Source organism: Ferrimonas sp. YFM (assembly GCF_030296015.1).
GTDB lineage: Bacteria > Pseudomonadota > Gammaproteobacteria > Enterobacterales > Shewanellaceae > Ferrimonas.
The window spans coordinates 4,034,287-4,053,695 of the sequence record NZ_AP027368.1 but is presented as its reverse complement, the minus strand read 5'-3'; the positions used below and the strand labels follow the sequence as shown (position 1 = coordinate 4,053,695).

Below are 19,409 nucleotides of genomic sequence, written 5' to 3'. Positions count from 1 at the left end.
TTTTACGAAGCCTGTTATTCGTCGATGGTTTGGGTTTGCAGATAGTTCTGGATGCCCACCTTGTCGATCAGTTCCAGCTGGGTCTCCAACCAGTCCACATGCTCCTCTTCATCCTCGAGGATGTCGTCCAGCAGTTCGCCGCTGACATAATCGCGCACCGATTTGCAGTAGGCGATCGCTTCCTTCAGATCTCCGATGGCGTCCATCTCCAGGGCAAGGTCGCACTCCAGCATCTCCTTGGTGTTCTCACCGATGCGCAGCTTCCCCAGGCTCTGCAGATTGGGCAGCCCCTCCAGGAACAGGATCCGTTCGATCAGCTTGTCGGCGTGCTTCATCTCGTCGATGGACTCATCGTATTCCTTGTCGGCGATCCGCTTCAGGCCCCAGTCCTTGTACATACGGGCATGAAGGAAATACTGATTGATGGCGATGAGTTCGTTGAACAGCACCTTATTCAGGTGGGTAATGACTTTCGGATCAGATTTCATCGTTGTGCTCTTTTTGTGGGGACAACGATTAAGCATAGAAGCGCTCCAGCCCCTGTCAAAAAGGGCTGGAGAGGGGGGATGGGTCAGTGTCAGGCGACTTCGTAGTAGCGTGGCTGGGCGTCTGTCTGAGCCTGAATCACTTCCAGGGTTGCCTGAATGCAGCGGCCGCATTCACTACCCACACCCAGCTTCTGCTTGAGTGATTTCACGTCGGTAGCGCCGTCGTCCACCGCTTGGCGGACCTGTTTTTCGGTGACGGCGTGGCAAATGCAAACGTACATGGTGACAACCCTTCTGTTGAACTGGGCTCATAATAAATGCGAACGATTATCATGTCCAATTACTTTTGGCTGTTAAATCGGCAATAGTTAGGTTTTGTTGTTATAAAAATATGTGAAGTCGATCTTTTATAGTGAGAGGTGCTGAAAATGAGTGTGGATAAAGAATTGCTAAATCAGTCAATTAGACGGTTTCTCAAAGAAGTGGGAATCAAGTCACACCAGACCCTGGAGCACAGCATTCTGGAACAGGCCGACAAGTTATCGGACACCGTTGCCATCAAGGTCACCATGACTCTGGAAGTGGACTCCCTGGAGCTGGAGCAGCGGGTGGAGGGGCTGCTCTCGCTCAGGGATCAGTAGCCTTTGCTCCAGTCAAAAAGGTGGGCCAGGGGAGCCCCCCGTTGAAAGCGGGAAAGGTTGTCGGTGAATTGCTGCCATACCTGCTCAGGAAAACTGGTGGCGGCCACGTGAGGCGTCAGGGTCACTCTGGGATGGTGCCAGAAGGGGTGTGCCCGTGGCAGAGGTTCCTGTTGGAACACATCCAGCACCGCATGACTCACTCTCCCGCTGCCCAGGGCGTTGAGCAAGGCGTCATCCTTGATCAGGGTTCCCCGGCCAACGTTGATCAAGATGGCGCCCGCAGGCAGCTGCGTCAGGGCTGATTCGTCAATTAAGCCCCGGGTGTCCGGTGTATCCGGCAGCACACCCACCACCACCTGAGCCTGGCCTAGTGCCTGATGGAGCCGGGAGACCGGATAGACCTGGTCAAAGTGGGCGGCGGCGGCACCACTGCGGCTGACGCCCAGGGTATTCATGCCCAAGGCTGTGGCGACTCTGGCCACCTCCTGGCCGATGTCACCCGTACCCAGAATCAGCATGGTTTGGTGGCGCAGGCTGGTGTAGCCGAACGGCTTCCACTCCTGTTGTTGTTGCTGCACCCTCAGCCGGGGCAGGTCCCGGTACAGGCTCAGCAGGTGTCCCACTACGTATTCCGCCATCAAGGGGCCGAAGATCCCCTTGATGTGGGTCAGTGGGTAGCCACTGGGCAGGCCGGGGGACAGCAGCGGATTGACCCCGACAAAGGTGCTGGCCAGCCAGGTGGGGGCAGGGCAGTGTTGCAGAGCCTTGGCCGCCTGGTCCGGGTCTGCCAGCCAGATCTCTGCGTTGGCGGGGTCGTTCTCCAGGGTAAGGCCTGGCAAAGAGGTTTGAGCCATCAGGTGTTGATAGGCTTCATTGTTCGAGGTCAGCAGGGCCAGGGTGGTCATTGCCAGGCCTCTCCCGGGCCACGGCGATCATTGCCGAGAATGCCCCTGGCCTTGTCTGGCAGGTTGGAGAAGACGCCGTCGACGCCCTGATGTTGCAGCTCTATCATGTCTTCCGCTTCATCCACGGTGTACACGTACACCTTCAGACCCCGGGCCTTGGCGTCTGCGATGAATTCGGGTTCGGCGAAATTGACGTCCATGTGGACGGAGAATGCCCCCATCTCTTCGGCAAACTGGGCGTAGTTCAGGGGGCAACTGGTGGTGAGGGCACCTATCTTCACCCAAGGCAGGGCGGCCTTCATTCTGGCCAGCTGCGGGTGGTTGAAGGAGGAGACCAGAAACTGAGTGCCCTTGTAGCCCAGTTCGGTGATGGCTCGCTCCAGCACAGGGGCCAGCAGTTCACCGGTTCCGCGCCCTTTCAGCTCTATGTTGATGTCGCAGCGGCCCGCCACCAGGGTGAGTACCTGCCACAGGGTGGGCACCCGCTCCCCATTGCCGGCGTCCAGGCTGGCCAGGTGGGCCAGGGTCGACTGATGCACCAGACCATGGCCGTCGGTGTGCCTTTGCAGCCAGCGATCGTGGATCACCACCAGATCCTGCTCCACCCTGTGCACATCCAGCTCGATGGCGCAGGCGCCCAGTTCCAGGGCTTTCTCCATGGCGGCCAGGGTATTCTCCGGTGCCAGGCCGCTGGCTCCTCGATGCGCAATCACTAACATGAACCCATCCTTGTTTGTGGATTATCGAATCAGGCCTGAGGCCCCTTCCGGCGGCTCGCCCCGGTTTTTCAGCTGAATCTCCATCTGAGGATACGCCATCTCCACCTTGGACTCTCGGAACTTCTTGATGATCAACTGGTGCAGGCGATGACGCAGAGGCCAGCGTTTGCCCATCTCATCGGTGTAGACCCGAATCTCGTAATCCTGGGTATGGGTACCGAATCCGGCGAAGTAGATCTCAGGCTCAGGCTGTGCCAGGGCGTGAGGTGTCTCTTTGACGGCCTGGTGCAGCAGGGCTTCCACCAGGGCGGGGTCGCTGTCGCGGGCAACACCCACCTTGATGGTGACCCGGGTGATGGCATCGGACAGGGACCAGTTGATCAACTGTTCGGTGATGAACGCCTTATTGGGCACGATGATCTCTTTGCAGTCCCAGTCTACGATGGTGGTGGCCCGGGTCTGGATCTTGGAGACGTTGCCGGTGAGATCGCGGATGGTGACGGTGTCGCCGATGCGAATCGGTTTCTCAAACAGGATGATCAGGCCGGAGATGAAGTTGGCGAAGATCTCCTGCAGGCCGAAACCCAGGCCCACCGACAGGGCGGCCACCAACCACTGCAGTTTGCTCCAGGCCATGCCCAGAGTGGAGAAGGCGGCGATGGTGCCCACCAGTACCACCAGGTAGCGGCTCACCGTGGTGATGGCAAAGCCGGTGCCCGGGGTCAGCTCCAGCCGCTGCAACAGCACCAGTTCCAGCATGCCGGGCAGGTTGCGGGCGGTCATCAGGGTGAACCCCAGGATCAGGCCTCCTGCCAGCACAGACTTGAGGGTGATGGGCACCACCTGCTCGATGCCGGCGACCACTTCATTGCTCGTCCAGAGGACGATGCCATCCAGGGAGCTGAACATGGCGGGGTGAGTCTGGCTCCAAACCCCCAGTAGGGTCAGGATAAAGGCCAGGATCATCAGAGAGCGCACCAGGCCCAGGGACTGGGTGGAGATGGTGTCCAGGTCAATCTGGGGTTCCTCCAGGGGCTCCAGGGGCTCACCGCCGGGATCGCTGCGCTCCTTTTCCCTCTGGGCCAGCACTTCGGCCCGTTTTGCCTTGGCGCGCTCGAAGGCCAGGCGGCGTCGCTGAATCAACATCCACCGTTTGACCATCAGGTGAGCCAGCATAAAGCCGATGGCGAGCAGCACGGTGAGCTGTACCTGGGTCAACACCGAGAAGGCGGTGTAGTAGTAGCCTTGCAGGGTCAGCACGAAGGCAACCAGGGGAAGAATTACCAGTGCCAGCCACACCAGACGTTCCAGCAGGTGCTGGTTGGGGCGGCTGCGGGTGTGGTGAACATGGTACTGGTCCACCAGCTTGATGAATCGCCAGTAAGCGTGTCCCAGCAGCAGACAGAGCCCCAGGAAGGCGGCCCGCCCCAGGCTGTCGTTCAGCAGGGGAACCTGGCACTCCTGACAGAAACGGATCAGCACCAGCAGAGGCGCGGCACTGAACAGCAGACGGCGGAAGAACTGGATGTTCTGTCGAATCAACGGTGGATGGCGGCGGAAATGCGCGATAAACAGACCATCTTCCCGGCTCAGCTGGAACACCATCCAGTAGAGGGCGATCAGCAGCACACCGGCCATCAACCCTGAGCCCAGGGCATGAACAAAGGGCATCTGCACCTGAGCCTGCAGTTTCCAGGCTGCCGCCAGAAGGGGAGCAGGAATGATGGCGGAGTAGGCGATGGCCGCCAGCAGCGCCTTGAACGAGTCGTTGAAGCGATCGTGGGTTACGTTGCCCACATAGCGGGCCTGATGCTCGCGAAGCCTGGCATAGGGTTGGCGCAGCAGGTCCTGCATCACCACCGCCAGTACCGCCAACACCAGCCACAGTGACCACCAGCGGGCGTGCTGGTGGATGGCGGTGCGCAGTTCCAGCCAGCGGTCGGTGGAGACCAGCCAGGTGATGCTGCCCACCACCTGGGTGAACCAATTGGGGTCCAGGGGCTGGGCGTTGGGCAGCCAGAATAACCGTTCGCCGATGAGTTGCAGCAGCCGCTCATCCAACTGGGTGACCTGATGATGAAGCTGGTTGAGGCGGGACAGTTCCACCACCTGCTGCTCCAGAGCGTCCAGGGTCTGAGTGAGCAGGGTCTGCTGATTCTGCCACAGGGGCACTCTGGGGTCGTCTCCGTCAGTGCGGCTCAGGCGATATTCAAGCTCTGCCTGGCGCTGCTCCAGGTCGAACTTCTGCACCCGGGAGCGACTGATCTCCTGGTCAAGCAGGGGCAGTTGCTGGCGTCGCTCCAGCTGTCTGAGCTGCTTCAGCAGGCTGCTGCCGAAGGTGGCGTCCGGGGTCATCCACTGAAACTGATCCCTGACCTGGCTGAGCCGCTGCTGCTGTTTGCTGTGCATCTGCTCCAGCTGCTGTTGTTGCCCGACCAGGGACTCGGTGGTCTGATTCACCGAGGTCAGCTGCTGGGCCAGCATGGCGTTTTCCCTGGCCAGAGCGGTCAGGGCCGGGTCACTGAGGTACTCCTGTCCGGCCAAGTCGCTCAGGGCCTGCTCGCTCTGGCGGCGGCGCTGCTCATTGGCTTGTTGGTTGAGCTGCTCGATCAACTGCTCCTGGGCCAGGATCTGGGCGCTGACCAGCTGCTGTCGCAACTGGGTCAGTTTCAGTTCCTTGGGGCGCGCCTGTTCTTCCAGAAACAGGGTCTGCAGCCACTGAGCCAGATAGGCCTGCCGCTCCGGCAGGGCACCGCTGTCCTGTTCTGACAGGCGTTTTTGCTCCTGGGCCAGCGCCAGCTCTTTGGACACCTCGTCGTGGCGGCCTCTGAGCCAGTCCACTCGCTCGCCCAAGTTGTCGAAACTGCTCTTGAGCTCCCCCAGCATGTTATGAGCCAGGGAGAGTTGCTGAGTCAGGGGCAGGCCGGCGTCCACCATGGCGGTGGGGGACTGTTGCAGCTGGGAGAGGATCTGTTGCTGCTGCACAGGGTAATCAGCCAGCTGTTGCTGATACTCATCGGCACGGCGGCGTTCGGAGTCGGTGGCTTGCTGCCACTGAGCCGGGGTCAGAGACCCGGTCTGGGCCTGATTGCCTGAGAGTTGTTTTTCAAGTGAAAAGGGGCCGGACACCGCCAGCGGGGCAGTGAACAGGGTGAGGTAGAGTAGGAGGGTGCGCCACATGGGTATTTTTCGGGTCATCTGAGGCAGTTAGGGCTGCATCAAATGGTAGCGGAGATTGGGGTCTCAGCACTAGGGCGGTGTGTGCATTTATGCGAATTTTCCCCATTCGGAGCAAAGTGGCCGACGGAACGGCGCTCCAGTCTCCTCCATTAAGGGCTTTAACGACCCTTTTTCCCCTGGGCACGGCTCTGCTGGTGGGTTTCGAACAGGGCGGCACACACCACCAGCACGCCTCCGGCCAGGGTCCGGGCATCTGGCCACTGCGCCAGGACCAGTGCCGCCAGGCTGACGCCGTAGAGTGGCTGGAGGCAACCCACCAGGCTGACGGTCTTGGCCGCCAGGTGCCTCAGAGACTGGGACATCAGGGCGTGAGGAAGGGCGGTGAACACGATGGCCAGCAACAGCAGTAGTCCCAAACCTGAGCCATCCAGGTCGGTGGGGGGCTGGCTGCAAAACGGCAGCAACATCAGGGCGGCGACTCCGGTCTGGTAGGCCATGGTGGTGGGGCCGTCATAGCCGCTGAACCAGCGCTTCTGAATCAGGTTGCGGGCGGTAAACAGGGCCGCAGAGATGATGCCAAGGGCCACGCCCTGGGTCAGGTTGTCTGACAGCGAAGGGGTGGGTACCAACAGGGCGATGCCGGCCAGCACCACCATGGCGCTGAGCAGGTCGGCGGCCTTGGGCAACTGCTTGTTGAACAGGGGTTCGGCAATCACCGTCATCACCGGGTAGGTGAAGAAGGAGATCATGCCTATGGCGACACTGGAAGCCTGCATAGACGCAAAGTAGGTGACCCAGTGCAGGCCGACAATGATCCCCAGCAGAGTGATCACCCCGTAGTCGCGGTAGCGCATCAGCTTCAGGTGGCCGCGACGGTAGAGCACCAGAGAGCCCAGCACCAGGGAGGCGATGGCGGCTCGATAGGCGGTGATCTCTGTGGCGGGCAGGGGGATCAGGGCGGAGAACAGGGCGGTACCGCCAAACAGCAGTATGGATAGATGCAGCTGCAGCAGCGGTGACATCAGGGCGGATTGACCCTTAGAGTTCATGGATTCGCCCTTTAGTGATTGGGAAAGCGATTCAGGGGAGAGGCGCGCCGGCCTCTCCCTGAATCTTATGCTGGTGTCAGTCCAGCTTGGCCATGGGTTTGCCCAGGCGAGTGGCGGCACCGGCGTGGAAGTCGTCGTCAAACTCCTCCAGCATCCCTTTGCCGAACAGGGCAATGATGGTGCTGCCAAGCTTGAAGCGGCCCAGTTCAGCCCCTTTCTCCAGGCTGATGGCATTCTCGCCTTCGGCTGGGTAGTCCCAGCTGAACACAGAGGGGCCGGTAGGCGGAGTGATGGTGCCTGCCCAGACGGTTTCAATGCTGGCCACAATGGTGGCGCCCACCAGGATCATCGCCATGGGTCCCTTGTCAGTATCGAAGATACAGACCACACGTTCGTTACGGGCGAACAGGCCAGGCACATTCTCTGTGGTCAGCGGGTTCACCGAAAACAGGTCGCCGGGCACATAGATCATCTTGCGCAGGGTGCCGGCCATGGGCATGTGGATGCGATGGTAATCGGTGGGGGAGAGGTACACAGTGGCAAATTCACCGTCGGTGAATTTCGCTTCATCCTCTTTGGTGCCGGCCAGCAGGGTGTGCAGGCTGTACTCATGCCCCTTGGCCTGGAACAGTCGACCATCCTTGATGGGGCCCAACTGACTGACCTTGCCGTCCACGGGCTGAATCACCAGGTCGTCGCCTTCGGCGATGGGCCGGACGCCAGGGCGTAGGGGACGGGTAAAGAAGTCATTGAAGGTCTTATAGGAGCGGGGATCGCTGTGCAGCGCCTCATCCATATTGACCTTGTACTGCTTGATGAACCACTTGATGAAAGCTGTGGTCAGCGGGCCCGCCTGAGAGGCGGCAAAGCTGCCCACCAGGCGCGACAGGGCGTGCTTGGGCAGGATGTACTGCAGGTTCACTTTAAGTTTGTCCAAAGACACGGTTCTTCCTTTCTATTTCCTGTCCATGGGATCGCTGCTCTGGCGAGTGGGTCGATCTGTGGCCATGGTTTCTAAAATTCTGTGGTAGTTATCAAAACGTTGTTGGCTGATTTTTCCCTGTTCTACGGCTTCTTGCAAGGCGCAGCCGGGATCATCCATGTGTTTGCAGTCACGGAAGCGGCAACTGCCCATCCATTCCCGAAACTCTTTGAAGCCCCAGGTGACCCGCTCGGTCTCCAGATGCCACAGGGCAAACTCCCGTACCCCGGGGGAGTCGATGAGATCGCCCCCCTCCGGGAAATGGATCAGCTTGGCGGTGGTGGTGGTGTGCTGCCCCAGGCCAGAGACCTCAGAGACCGCCCCCACATCCAGCTCGGTGTCTGGCATCAGCGCGTTGATCAGGGAGGATTTGCCGACACCGGACTGGCCGACGAAGATGCTGACTTTATCTTTCAGCCATTGACGCAGTTCCTCCACCCCTTCGCCGGTGTGGCTGCTGAGCAGGAAGATGGGGTAGCCGATCTCCCGGTAGGGAGACAGGATCTCATCCACCAGCTCACGGCCCTCATCGTCCAGCAGGTCGATCTTGTTGAGCACCAGAACCGGCGGAATGCCGGTGTCTTCGGACGCCACCAGGTAGCGGTCGATGATCTGGCTGGACAGCTCAGGCAGCACCGAAGAGACGATGAAGATCTGGTCGATGTTAGCGGCCACTACCTTTACGCCATCGTAGTAATCGGGTCGGGTCAGGGCGCTGCGTCTGGGGTGAACCGCTTCGACGATACCACTGATCCCATGCAGGTGTTCTTTGCCCAGGCGAAACTCCACTTCATCACCTGTGACCAGGCTGTCGATGGTGCGTCGAAGGTTGCAGCGGTGGACGCTGCCGTCCGGGGCTTCGATGTCGGCATGCTGGCCGTAGCGGCTGATGACTCGCCCCAACTCCTGGGATCCCAGTTGATCACTGTCCCATTCGGGCTCCTGGCGTTTCAGTCGCTTTTGCTGATTCGCTCTGACTCGGCGAATCTGTCCTTTGGTCAGTCTCTTTTTGCCTTTGCTCACGCGTGAATAAACTCTGTCTCAGGCCGCGGGCCTCTGTAGGGACCGTGGCAGGGGGAGAAGTAAAAGGGTTATCATACTACTTAATGCATCAAAAATACTGGATTTGAGGGAAATCACCCATGGCAGCGGACCCAAGCAACCTGATCTGGATTGATCTTGAGATGACTGGGCTGGACCCGGAACAGCACTGCATCATCGAGATCGCCACCATAGTTACCGACGCCCAGCTCAATGTGCTGGCGGAGGGGCCGATGCTGGCCATTCATCAGAGTGACGACGAACTGGCCAAGATGGATGAGTGGTGCACCCGTACTCACGGTGAAAGTGGCCTGACTAAGAGAGTGAAGGAGAGTGCCATCAGCACCGCTGAGGCGGAACGTCAAACCATCGAGTTTCTGAAACAGTGGGTGCCTGAGGGAGCTTCGCCTATCTGTGGGAACAGCGTGGGTCAGGACAGGCGCTTCCTTTACCGTTACATGCCTGACCTGGAGCGCTACTTCCACTACCGCTACCTGGACGTGAGTACGGTGAAGGAGCTGACCCGTCGCTGGAAGCCTGAAATCCTTGGTGGTTTTAAGAAGCAGGGCACTCACCTGGCCCTGGATGATATCCGCGAATCCATTGCCGAATTGGCCTACTACAGGTCCGAAGTTTTTAAAATTTGACCACTTAAACCAAATTTGGCGGCTGGGGGTTGCAGAGGCTCTAATTTCGCTTATAATGCGCCCTCGCTTCCTGAGACAACTCGGGAAAAGCGCAAAAGAAAATTATGCGGCACTAGCTCAGCTGGTAGAGCGCAACCTTGCCAAGGTTGAGGTCACGAGTTCGAACCTCGTGTGCCGCTCCAATTTTCAAAGCTTAAAACGAAGCGGCACTAGCTCAGCTGGTAGAGCGCAACCTTGCCAAGGTTGAGGTCACGAGTTCGAACCTCGTGTGCCGCTCCAATTTTCAAAGCTTAAAACGAAGCGGCACTAGCTCAGCTGGTAGAGCGCAACCTTGCCAAGGTTGAGGTCACGAGTTCGAACCTCGTGTGCCGCTCCAATTTTCAAAGCTTAAACGAAGCGGCACTAGCTCAGCTGGTAGAGCGCAACCTTGCCAAGGTTGAGGTCACGAGTTCGAACCTCGTGTGCCGCTCCAATTTTCAAAGCTTAAAACGAAGCGGCACTAGCTCAGCTGGTAGAGCGCAACCTTGCCAAGGTTGAGGTCACGAGTTCGAACCTCGTGTGCCGCTCCAATTTTTAAAGCTTAAAACGAAGCGGCACTAGCTCAGTGCAGGGTAGAAAGTAGCGCAACCTTCTTTTCGCCCGTGAGACACTCGGCAGAGTCCACAGAATTAAGCGGCACTAGCTCAGCTGGTAGAGCGCAACCTTGCCAAGGTTGAGGTCACGAGTTCGAACCTCGTGTGCCGCTCCAAATTAGAAAAAGCCATCCTTCGGGATGGCTTTTTTGCGTCTGGGGTTCAGGACTGTCAGCTGGTAGAGCGCAACCTTGAAGGGTTGAGGTCACACTCTCTGCTAAACCACGGGGAACCTCGTGCGGCGCTGCAAATTAGAAAAGCCATCCCTCGGGATGGCTTTTTTGCGTCTGGGTTATAGAGCCGTCAGCTGGCAGAGCGCAACCTTGAAGGGTTGAGGTCACACTCTCTGCTAAACCACGGGGAACCTCGTGCGGCGCTGCAAATTAGAAAAAGCCATGCTTTCGGACGGCTTTTTGGCGTTTGGGGTTCAGGGCTGTCGACCGGCAGAGCGCCCCCCTCCTTTGAATGAAGTTAACCTGTTTTCAGGGGATTGCTTTGTCTGTAGATAGGACCAGGGTCACAGCCTCCAGAATACTGTGTGTGATCCCAGATCACTAAAGGGTGATGGCGTTCAAAATATCTTTTGTACAAAGTCACCATAATGAGGCTATACCTAAGATCAAACGCTTGAATTTGTGGAGAGATCCTATGCGCTTTAAACAGATGCGAGAGCTGCTCGAATACGTGTCACAGTGCCGGGTGGCGATGAGCAAGCTGTATGACCGCCTGGACCATCAGGCCGACTCATCCCGGGTTAAGCTGCTGCTGGAGTACTTACGGACCCACCAGCTCGAGGTGGCCGAGAAGATGGATCAGTATATCGAGGAAGCGTCTGATGGCGTGCTGGATACCTGGTTTAAGCGTCTGGATTACGATGACATCATCGAGGAGTGCAACGGCGTGGTGCTCGAGGGCGGTGCCGATGAGCATACGGTGATGAATCTGGCTCTGGATCTGGATAACAAGGTGCTGGGTCTGCTGCATCTGGCCCTGGAGCAATCCGAGCATATGGAGACTCAATCCGCCCTGGAAGCGGTGCTGGCTGCCGAGCGGATTCGTCAGCAGAGATTCGTCCACAACACGCTGCGCATGGACGATATTTGACACCGATCAAAGCCGGGTTCGATTAGACTGGAAGCTCGAGGGATGTTGGGGTACCTATCATTAACCTTGAGCGGATACAGATCACAGTAGTGATGATTCCGGCTAACCAATGACATAAGAAACGGTCAGGGCTTCCTGACCGTTTTTTTTCCCCTGATGGAGGCAAGATTCAGTAATGCGTAAGGCAACGGCGGCACTACCCTCAACCCTGTTTTCCGGTGCAACGGTAAGGAAATGGGAGCCCCTTCTGGCCAAGCAGCACGGGGTGCTGATGTGGTCTCTGATGGAGGAGGCGGGGCTGCGGGCTTGGCAACTGTTTCGTGAGCGCTGGCCAGAAGCCTCCGAACTGACCGTGGTCTGTGGCCGGGGCAACAATGCCGGTGATGCCTATGTTCTGGCTCGAAATGCTCTGGCTGAGGGCCTGACGGTTCGCGTCCTGCAGATTCAACCTGAGCGCCTGCTCAAGGGGGACGCCAAGATTGCCCAGCAGCAGTTCATGGATGCCGGCGGCCGATTCGAAGTCGCAGAAGCCTGTCGCCTGGCAGGGGCCAGTCATATTGTCGACGGCCTGCTGGGTACGGGTTTTGAAGGGGATCTGCGTCCGGAGTTTCTGGAGATGATCACCGCCATCAATGACAGCGGTGCCAAGGTGTTGGCTCTGGATCTGCCCTCCGGCCTCAATGGCGACAACGGTTATGTGGCAGAGGCGGTGGTTCAGGCGGATGTCACCCTGACGTTCGTAGGAGTGAAGCAGGGCCTGCTGACCGGGATGGCAGTGGGGTGCTGCGGTGATATCGTGCTGGCCCCTCTGGCCATTGGCGACGCCATGGCGTCTCAGGTGCGTTGTGACGCCTCCAAGGTGGGGTTCGCCGACTACCTGCACTACCTGGGGCCCAGGAAGCCTGATTCCCACAAAGGGGATCACGGGCGCATCGCGGTGATTGGCGGTAACCACGGCATGCCCGGCGCGGTGCGTCTGGCCTCGGAAGCGGCCCTGCGCAGTGGCGCTGGCCTGGTGAGCATCATCAGCCGCTATGAAAACCTGCCGCTGATTCAGGCTGGACGGCCCGAGCTGATGCTCTGGGGCAGCGACATCGCCGATATGGAGGTGTACCAGAGGGTCAGCTGGGGACAGGTCGTACTCTGTGGTCCTGGCCTGGGCAGCGGTGACTGGGCCTACCACATGTGGCGGGTGGCCCTGAACTCCGAGCGTCCTCTGGTGATGGACGCCGATGCCCTGAATCTGCTGGCCAAAAACCCGCTGAAACGGGATGACTGGGTGCTGACGCCCCATCCTGGCGAGGCGGCCCGATTGCTTGGGGTTGAGACCGTGGATGTCCAGCGGGATCGCTTCAAGGCGGTGCGGGAGCTGCAGGAGCGCTACGGCGGCGTGGTGCTGCTCAAAGGGGCCGGTACCCTGATCTATGACGGTGAGTCCATGCTGGTGGCGCCGGTGGGCAACCCAGGTTTGGCGACAGGGGGCAGCGGAGACGTTTTGTCTGGTATAATCGCGTCCCTGCTGGCCCAGGGACTGCCACTGCTTGACGCCGCTGCCTGCGGTGTCTGCCTCCACGGAGAGGCTGCGGATATGGCGGCGGAAGGGGGCCAGCGAGGCATGCTGGCATCGGATTTGATGCCCTACATCCGACAACTGGTCAACCCGCAAGAGTGAACTGAATGAGGCAATACACCCGGATCCTGGATAACGACAGTCATACCCTGGCCCTGGGGGCCGAACTCGCCAAGCTGATCAATCCGCCCATGGTGATCCACCTGGAGGGAGAGTTGGGCGCTGGAAAAACCACCCTGTCACGGGCATTGATTCAGGGCCTGGGTCATCAAGGGCACGTGAAAAGCCCCACCTATACCCTGGTGGAGCCCTATGAACTGAGTCAGGTGAGTGTCTATCACTTCGACCTCTACCGCCTGGCGGATCCGGAAGAGCTGGAGTTTATGGGGATACGGGACTATTTCACAGACCGCTCCCTTTGCCTGGTGGAGTGGCCGAATCGAGGTCAGGGCGTATTGCCCCCGGCGGATCTAACCATTACCCTAAGCTATCAAGGGGATGGGCGGAGTGCGACACTCAGTAGCCATACCATCAAGGGCGAGGCACTACTGGAACAGCTATAACCGATGATAAGAGACTGGGGACGTCGGCTGTTGGTCCTGTTTGGACTGACGCTGTGTTTGGGGGTGATTCCCGGCCTGGCATGGGCCAACAACATCGACACCATTCGCATCTGGCCTGACAAGGAGCGGACGCGAGTGGTGCTGGACCTGTCTGCGTCTCCCAGCTACAACAGTTTCCGCCTGGATGGCCCGGAGCGGCTGGTGCTGGACCTCAAGGGCGGTAAGCTGAACACCAAGCTCTCCTCTCTGAAGTTCACCTCGTCCCAGCTGAAACGCATCCGCCTCAGCAACCCTCCCAAAAGCGGCACCCTGCGCCTGGTGTTGGATCTGAAGCAGCCTGCTTCCCACAAGGTGTTTAAGCTGGGTCCCAAGGGCAACTATGGTCACCGCCTGGTGATCGATCTGCTGGCGGCTCCCGCAGGCAAGGCGACTTCAGCCAAAAGCAGTAAAAGCACACCGGCTCGCAATGTGGTGATCGCCATCGACGCAGGCCACGGGGGCAAGGACCCGGGTTCCATCGGCCCATCCGGCACCTATGAGAAGAACGTGGTGCTGCCCATCGCCCGCAAGCTCAGGGACAAACTCAACGCCACCCCGGGCTTTGAGGCCTTTATGGTGCGCACCGGCGACTACTTTGTTTCTCTGGATCGCCGCTCCGAACTGGCGCGGAAGAAGCGGGCGGACCTGCTGCTCTCCATCCATGCGGATGCCTTTACCTCGCCTCAGCCCCAGGGGGCGTCGGTGTGGGTGCTCTCCAAGCGACGAGCCAACTCCGAGATGGGTCGCTGGTTGGAAAAAGATGACAAGCTTTCAGAGCTTCGGGGCATTGGTGAGGTGATCTCCGCCAGTGGTGGCGCGGATCCGCACCTTCAGCGCACCTTCCTGGATCTGGCCCGGGAAAACTCCATGGTGGAGAGTCAGGCGATCGCCGACCAGATGCTCAGGCGCATCGGAAAGATCACCAAGCTGCACAAGAAGAGCCCACAGCACGCTAGCCTGGCGGTGCTCAAGTCCCCGGATTTCCCCAGCCTGCTGATTGAAACCGGCTTTATCTCCAATCCCAATGAGGAGAAGAAGCTGCGCAGCAGTGCCTATCAGAACAAGATGGCCGGTGCCATCCATCAAACGGTGAAAGCCTATTTCACCGAGAACCCTCCCAGGGATGCCCTGTTGGCCCAGACCCGCACTCACAAGGTGAAGCGGGGAGACTCTCTGTCGCGCATCGCCCAGCAATACCGGGTCAGTGTGGCGGCGATTCGCAGTGCCAACAAGTTGAAGTCTGACAACATTCAAATTGGCCAGACCCTGACCATTCCCCGTCTCTGAGGACCCCTTATGCCGATTCAGATACTGCCGCCGCAACTGGCTAACCAGATCGCGGCCGGCGAGGTCGTGGAGAGACCCGCTTCCGTGATTAAGGAGCTGGTTGAGAACTGCCTGGACGCCGGCGCCAGCCGCATCGACATCGAGATCGAACGCGGCGGCAGCAAGGCGATGGTGATCCGGGACAATGGTATTGGCATCGCCGAACAGGAGCTGTCCCTGGCGCTCTCCCGTCATGCCACCTCCAAGGTGGCCAGTCTCGAAGATCTGGAGAGCATCCTCAGTTTCGGGTTCCGCGGAGAGGCGCTGGCCTCCATCAGCTCGGTCTCCAGGCTGACCCTGACCTCTCGCACAGAGGACCAGGACCAGGGGTGGCAGGCCTACGCCGAGGGGCGGGAGATGGCGGTGAAACTTCAGCCCGCCGCCCATCCGGTGGGCACCACGGTGCAGGTGGAGGATCTGTTCTTCAATACCCCGGCGCGCCGGCGGTTCCTGCGGGCCGATAAGACCGAATTTAACCACATCGATGAGCAGCTTAGGCGCATCGCCCTGGCCAAGCCCACGGTGCACTTCACCCTGAGCCACAACGGCAAACAGGTGAGGCAGTACCGCCCGGCGCGCACCGAGCGTCAGCACCAGCAGCGACTGGGCGCCATCTGTGGCAACCGGTTTGCCGAGGCCGCCCTGGCCATCAGTGCCGGCAATGACCAGTTACAGCTTCATGGCCATCTGGGCATAGGCGATGGTCATCAGCAGTTCAACGAGGTGCAGTACTTCTACGTCAATGGCCGGGTGGTCCGGGATCGCCTGGTCAATCATGCACTGCGTCAGGCGCTGGAGCTTCACGGCCAGCAACTGGATGCCGGTTATGTGCTCCACCTGGAGCTGCCCCCCCAGGAGGTGGACGTCAACGTGCACCCGGCCAAGCATGAGGTGCGCTTCCATCAGGCCCGTTATGTGCACGACTTTATCCTGCAGGGGCTCAGTGATGCGGTGGCGCAGCTGACTCAGGGATCGCTCTCCCTGCAGGAGTCTGCGGAACCCTATGTTGAGCCTGCTCCTGTGTCTCAGCCTGCCCCTGTCGGGACCGGGGGGGCGGCGCCTCAGGGCGGTTCAGGCTATGAGGTGTCGTCGCCGCGCTCTGCGCCGACGAGTTTCGAGGCTCCGGCCGCGGGTTATGGCGGCTATGTTGGATCCAGGCCCGCTGGCAGGCCGGCTTCTTCGGGAGGGGGCTATACCCCACCACCGCTGCAACCGGCCCCGAGCCGCAATGCGGTCAGCAACTATGGTGAGCTGATGCGCACCGAATCGGCTCCGGAGCCCGAGGCCAGGCCGGCCGCGGACGCATCGGTATGGCGCTGGCTGACTCAGCTGGATGAGCGCGTCGCTTTATTTGGGCGGGGGGATCAACTAAGATTGCTGCCCCTTGCCGCCCTGGCCAGTGCCGTACTGCGCCTGGAGCTGGCGGAACGACTGCCACAGGGGCTGGTGGGACAGCCGTTGCTATTGCCGGTGTCCGTGCCCAGAATCGATGCCTGGGATGGGGTGCTGGAACTGCAGCAGGGCCTGCTCAAGCGCCTGGGGCTGGAACTGGCCGAGCAGAAGCAGAGGCTGATCATTCGCAAGGTACCGGCGATGCTGCGTCAGGCCAACCTGGCACAGGTGGTGCCGGAGCTGTTGCAGTGGCTGGCCTCTTTCCCGGCCGGGGAGTCCCCCAACAGCGAAGCCCTGGTGGCCTGGCTGGCGGATCAGGCGGAAGCTGAGCCGGCCGACCCCGAGGCGCTGTGGCACCGGCTGCAGGCCCTGCCTGGCGCCGACATAGAGAGATTAATGACCAGCCGGGGCCGGGCACTGCCCTGGCGTTCCGAGCTGGAGTCCTGATATGAGCACCACTTTGCCCCCGGCCATCTTCCTGATGGGGCCCACGGCGTCTGGCAAGACCGATCTGGCCATTGAGCTGTGTCAGCGGCTGCCCTGCGATCTGATCAGCGTCGATTCGGCGATGATCTATCGGGAGATGGACATCGGCACCGCCAAGCCCAGTGCCGAAGAGCTGGCGCTGGCGCCTCACAGGCTGATTGACATCCTGGATCCGGCAGAAGCCTACTCCGCCGCCGACTTTCGTGCCGACGCCCTGAAGGAGATGGCCCAGATCACCGCCGCAGGCCGCATTCCCCTGCTGGTGGGCGGCACCATGCTCTATTACAAGGCCCTGCTGGAAGGCCTGTCCCCGCTCCCCTCTGCGGATGCGACGATTCGGCAGAAGATCGAAGAGGAGGCGAAAAGCCTCGGCTGGGCCGAATTGCACCGTCAGCTGTCAGAGATCGACCCGGTTGCCGCTGAGAGAATCCACCCCAACGATCCGCAACGATTGTCGCGGGCTCTGGAAGTCTATAGAATTAGTGGCGAAACTCTGACAGAGCTGACCAAGCGCAAAAGTGACCCTTTACCGTATCAAGTCAGCCAGTTCGCCATTGCTCCGGAGCAGAGACAGCGCTTGCATGAGAGAATCGAGCAACGATTCCACCTGATGCTTGAGGCGGGCTTCGAGCATGAGGTGCGTCGGTTGTATCAACGAGGCGATCTGCACCCGGGTCTGCCGTCCATCCGCTGCGTAGGTTATCGCCAGGTGTGGTCTTTCCTGGCAGGTGAAGATGACTACGAACAGATGACGCAGAAGGGGATAGCTGCTACCAGGCAGCTGGCAAAGAGGCAGATAACCTGGTTGAGGAGCTGGTCCGATCTGCAATGGCTGACGTCAGAGTCTGCAGGCAATGTAGATAAACTGTTAAGGGGACTCGCCATCTAACTTTACATAGGCTATAACTACCAACAGCTCAGTTAGATGTTGCTTGCAGAACAGTATTTATTAAAAGCAATTAGAATATTTTAGTTAAGGAATCATTATGGCTAAGGGGCAATCCTTACAAGACCCGTTTCTGAACGCATTGCGTCGTGAACGGGTACCAGTATCTATTTATCTGGTAAACGGTATTAAGCTGCAGGGACAGATTGAGAGCTTCGATCAGTTTGTGATTCTATTGAAGAACACTGTGAGCCAGATGGTTTACAAGCACGCCATCTCCACTGTGGTTCCAGGTCGTCCATTCAACATGAACCAGAACCAGCAGAGCGGTTATAATCAACAGGATCAAAATCAGGGTTAACAGCCAGGAGAGTCTGCTTGTTTGAGCGGTATGAGGCAGGCGAACGCGCTGTACTTGTTCATCTGAACTTCTCCCGAGAGGGAGAACGAGAAGATCTGGAAGAGCTGCAATTACTGGTTTCCTCCGCAGGTGTTGATGCCTGCGGAGTCGTTACCGGGGCTCGATCCTCCCCCCATCCCAAATATTTCTGTGGTGCCGGTAAGGCAGAAGAGATCGCGGCTCTGGTCCAGGCGGAACAGGCCGATGTGGTGATCTTCAACCACGCCCTTTCTCCGGCCCAGGAGAGAAACCTCGAAGCCCTGATGAAGTGTCGCGTGCTAGATCGCACCGGCCTGATTCTGGACATCTTTGCCCAGCGGGCGCGTACCCACGAAGGTAAGTTGCAGGTCGAGTTGGCACAGTTGCGCCATCTCTCCACCCGTCTGGTACGGGGTTGGACCCACCTGGAGCGTCAGAAAGGGGGTATTGGTCTGAGGGGACCGGGCGAAACTCAGCTTGAAACCGATCGGCGTTTGCTGCGCGAACGTATTAAAACCATCCTCCGACGTTTGGAGAAGGTGGCGAAGCAGCGGGAACAGGGGCGTCGCTCCAGGGCTCGCCGTGAGATTCCGACGGTGTCCCTAGTGGGGTACACCAATGCGGGTAAGTCGACCCTGTTCAATCTGGTGACCAACTCAGGCGTTTATGCGGCTGATCAGCTGTTTGCCACCCTGGATCCCACCTTGCGCAGGATCGAGATAGACCAGGTGGGCCCAGCCGTGCTGGCGGACACCGTTGGCTTTATCCGACACCTGCCCCACGATCTTGTGGCGGCCTTTAAGGCGACGCTGCAGGAGACCCGGGAAGCGGACCTGCTTCTGCACGTGGTGGATGCCCATGACCAGCGAGCCGTCGAGAATATCGAAGAGGTTCATCGGGTTCTTAAGGAGATTGACTCCGACGAGATTCCACAGTTGCTGGTTTACAACAAGGTGGACCTGCTGGAGGACGCGGTGCCGCGCATCGACCGGGACGACCAGGGTCGACCGGTGCGGGTGTGGGTGTCTGCTCAGGCAGACCTGGGTCAGGAGTTCCTGTTTGAGGCACTCAGCGACCTTCTCGGGCGGCAAATAGTTGAACTATCATTAAAACTACCGCCAGATGAGCACAAGTGGCTCAACGTCTTCTTTGAACTTAGCGCGGTTCAGAGCAGTCAATATGATGAGGAGGGGAACTGCCTGGTGGCGATCTCCCTTCCGGAATCGGAGTGGCGTAGACAGGTGAAGGCTTCGCAAGGGAAGCTAGAGCACTTTATCATCCAGTAATTGCCTGATAAATTAGCGTTAAACCTCTAAGCTATCGGCAGGGGCGTAATGACCGCATACGGCGGACGTTTCCACCTGGTCCCGATAAGATATA

Annotated in this window: 18 protein-coding genes and 6 tRNA genes; 16 read left to right on the top strand and 8 right to left on the bottom strand. The window is 59.2% G+C overall.

What is annotated here, in order from left to right; all coding sequences use genetic code 11:
• Window positions 1-14: 14 nt before the first annotated feature.
• Together bfr and QUE41_RS18745 are read right to left on the bottom strand one after the other, a co-directional pair.
• Window positions 15-488, bottom strand: coding sequence for a bacterioferritin (gene bfr, locus QUE41_RS18750; RefSeq protein ID WP_286340482.1), 474 nt, complete (start codon window positions 486-488; stop codon window positions 15-17).
• Window positions 489-577: 89 nt separating this feature from the next.
• On the bottom strand, window positions 578-769 hold the full coding sequence (locus tag QUE41_RS18745; RefSeq protein WP_028110022.1) for a (2Fe-2S)-binding protein: 192 nt from the start codon (window positions 767-769) through the stop codon (window positions 578-580).
• Between the two features lie 147 nt (window positions 770-916).
• Between QUE41_RS18745 and QUE41_RS18740 the strand changes: the two genes are divergently transcribed.
• Window positions 917-1,129, top strand: coding sequence for a DUF6494 family protein (locus tag QUE41_RS18740; RefSeq protein WP_286340481.1), 213 nt, complete (start codon window positions 917-919; stop codon window positions 1,127-1,129).
• Here QUE41_RS18740 and QUE41_RS18735 read toward each other — a convergent pair.
• The 6 genes from QUE41_RS18735 to rsgA all read right to left on the bottom strand — a co-directional run bounded on the left by QUE41_RS18735 (window position 1,123) and on the right by rsgA (window position 8,987).
• Window positions 1,123-2,034, bottom strand: a complete 912-nt coding sequence (locus QUE41_RS18735; protein ID WP_286340480.1) for a D-2-hydroxyacid dehydrogenase — start codon at window positions 2,032-2,034, stop codon at window positions 1,123-1,125. The two genes, QUE41_RS18740 and QUE41_RS18735, sit on opposite strands and share 7 nt — an antisense overlap.
• Window positions 2,031-2,753, bottom strand: a complete 723-nt coding sequence (locus QUE41_RS18730; RefSeq protein ID WP_286340479.1) for a glycerophosphodiester phosphodiesterase — start codon at window positions 2,751-2,753, stop codon at window positions 2,031-2,033. Before QUE41_RS18730 ends, QUE41_RS18735 begins: the two co-directional genes overlap by 4 nt.
• 21 nt (window positions 2,754-2,774) lie before the next feature.
• Window positions 2,775-5,933: a mechanosensitive ion channel domain-containing protein gene (locus QUE41_RS18725; protein WP_286340478.1), complete on the bottom strand. Its 3,159-nt coding sequence runs from the start codon at window positions 5,931-5,933 to the stop codon at window positions 2,775-2,777.
• 158 nt (window positions 5,934-6,091) lie between these two features.
• Window positions 6,092-6,982: a DMT family transporter gene (locus QUE41_RS18720; protein ID WP_286340477.1), complete on the bottom strand. Its 891-nt coding sequence runs from the start codon at window positions 6,980-6,982 to the stop codon at window positions 6,092-6,094.
• Window positions 6,983-7,058: 76 nt separating this feature from the next.
• Window positions 7,059-7,919 (bottom strand): archaetidylserine decarboxylase, encoded by an 861-nt coding sequence (asd, locus tag QUE41_RS18715; protein ID WP_286342975.1) that lies wholly within the window; start codon window positions 7,917-7,919, stop codon window positions 7,059-7,061.
• Between the two features lie 18 nt (window positions 7,920-7,937).
• Window positions 7,938-8,987 carry a small ribosomal subunit biogenesis GTPase RsgA gene (gene rsgA, locus QUE41_RS18710; RefSeq protein ID WP_286340476.1) on the bottom strand — a complete coding sequence of 350 codons (1,050 nt, stop codon included), beginning with the start codon at window positions 8,985-8,987 and terminating at the stop codon, window positions 7,938-7,940.
• A 119-nt stretch (window positions 8,988-9,106) separates the two neighbouring features.
• On the opposite strand from rsgA, the gene orn reads away from it, so the two are divergent.
• The 15 genes from orn to hflX all read left to right on the top strand — a co-directional run bounded on the left by orn (window position 9,107) and on the right by hflX (window position 19,315).
• Window positions 9,107-9,652: an oligoribonuclease gene (orn, locus tag QUE41_RS18705; RefSeq protein ID WP_286340475.1), complete on the top strand. Its 546-nt coding sequence runs from the start codon at window positions 9,107-9,109 to the stop codon at window positions 9,650-9,652.
• Between the two features lie 106 nt (window positions 9,653-9,758).
• Window positions 9,759-9,834, top strand: a tRNA-Gly gene (locus QUE41_RS18700).
• A 21-nt stretch (window positions 9,835-9,855) separates the two neighbouring features.
• A tRNA-Gly gene (locus QUE41_RS18695) sits at window positions 9,856-9,931 on the top strand.
• Between the two features lie 21 nt (window positions 9,932-9,952).
• A tRNA-Gly gene (locus QUE41_RS18690) sits at window positions 9,953-10,028 on the top strand.
• Window positions 10,029-10,048: 20 nt separating this feature from the next.
• Window positions 10,049-10,124: transfer RNA gene (locus QUE41_RS18685), tRNA-Gly, on the top strand.
• A 21-nt stretch (window positions 10,125-10,145) separates the two neighbouring features.
• Window positions 10,146-10,221, top strand: a tRNA-Gly gene (locus QUE41_RS18680).
• A gap of 103 nt (window positions 10,222-10,324) precedes the next feature.
• Window positions 10,325-10,400: transfer RNA gene (locus tag QUE41_RS18675), tRNA-Gly, on the top strand.
• Window positions 10,401-10,932: 532 nt separating this feature from the next.
• Complete coding sequence (locus QUE41_RS18670) at window positions 10,933-11,388, top strand: hypothetical protein (protein ID WP_286340474.1); 456 nt, start codon at window positions 10,933-10,935, stop codon at window positions 11,386-11,388.
• A gap of 175 nt (window positions 11,389-11,563) precedes the next feature.
• A complete protein-coding gene (locus QUE41_RS18665) occupies window positions 11,564-13,060 on the top strand; it encodes an NAD(P)H-hydrate dehydratase (RefSeq protein WP_286340473.1) in 1,497 nt (498 codons plus the stop codon).
• 5 nt (window positions 13,061-13,065) lie between these two features.
• Complete coding sequence (tsaE, locus tag QUE41_RS18660) at window positions 13,066-13,521, top strand: tRNA (adenosine(37)-N6)-threonylcarbamoyltransferase complex ATPase subunit type 1 TsaE (protein ID WP_286340472.1); 456 nt, start codon at window positions 13,066-13,068, stop codon at window positions 13,519-13,521.
• A gap of 3 nt (window positions 13,522-13,524) precedes the next feature.
• The gene (locus QUE41_RS18655; RefSeq protein WP_286340471.1) at window positions 13,525-14,847 is read left to right on the top strand and encodes an N-acetylmuramoyl-L-alanine amidase; all 1,323 of its coding nucleotides are present in this window, start codon (window positions 13,525-13,527) and stop codon (window positions 14,845-14,847) included.
• Between the two features lie 9 nt (window positions 14,848-14,856).
• Window positions 14,857-16,725, top strand: a complete 1,869-nt coding sequence (gene mutL / locus QUE41_RS18650) for a DNA mismatch repair endonuclease MutL (protein WP_286340470.1) — start codon at window positions 14,857-14,859, stop codon at window positions 16,723-16,725.
• 1 nt (window position 16,726) lies between these two features.
• Window positions 16,727-17,653, top strand: a complete 927-nt coding sequence (gene miaA, locus QUE41_RS18645; protein ID WP_286340469.1) for a tRNA (adenosine(37)-N6)-dimethylallyltransferase MiaA — start codon at window positions 16,727-16,729, stop codon at window positions 17,651-17,653.
• Window positions 17,654-17,750: 97 nt separating this feature from the next.
• Complete coding sequence (gene hfq / locus QUE41_RS18640; protein WP_028109931.1) at window positions 17,751-18,011, top strand: RNA chaperone Hfq; 261 nt, start codon at window positions 17,751-17,753, stop codon at window positions 18,009-18,011.
• A 17-nt stretch (window positions 18,012-18,028) separates the two neighbouring features.
• Window positions 18,029-19,315, top strand: coding sequence for a ribosome rescue GTPase HflX (gene hflX, locus QUE41_RS18635; RefSeq protein WP_286340468.1), 1,287 nt, complete (start codon window positions 18,029-18,031; stop codon window positions 19,313-19,315).
• Window positions 19,316-19,409 lie beyond the last annotated feature (94 nt).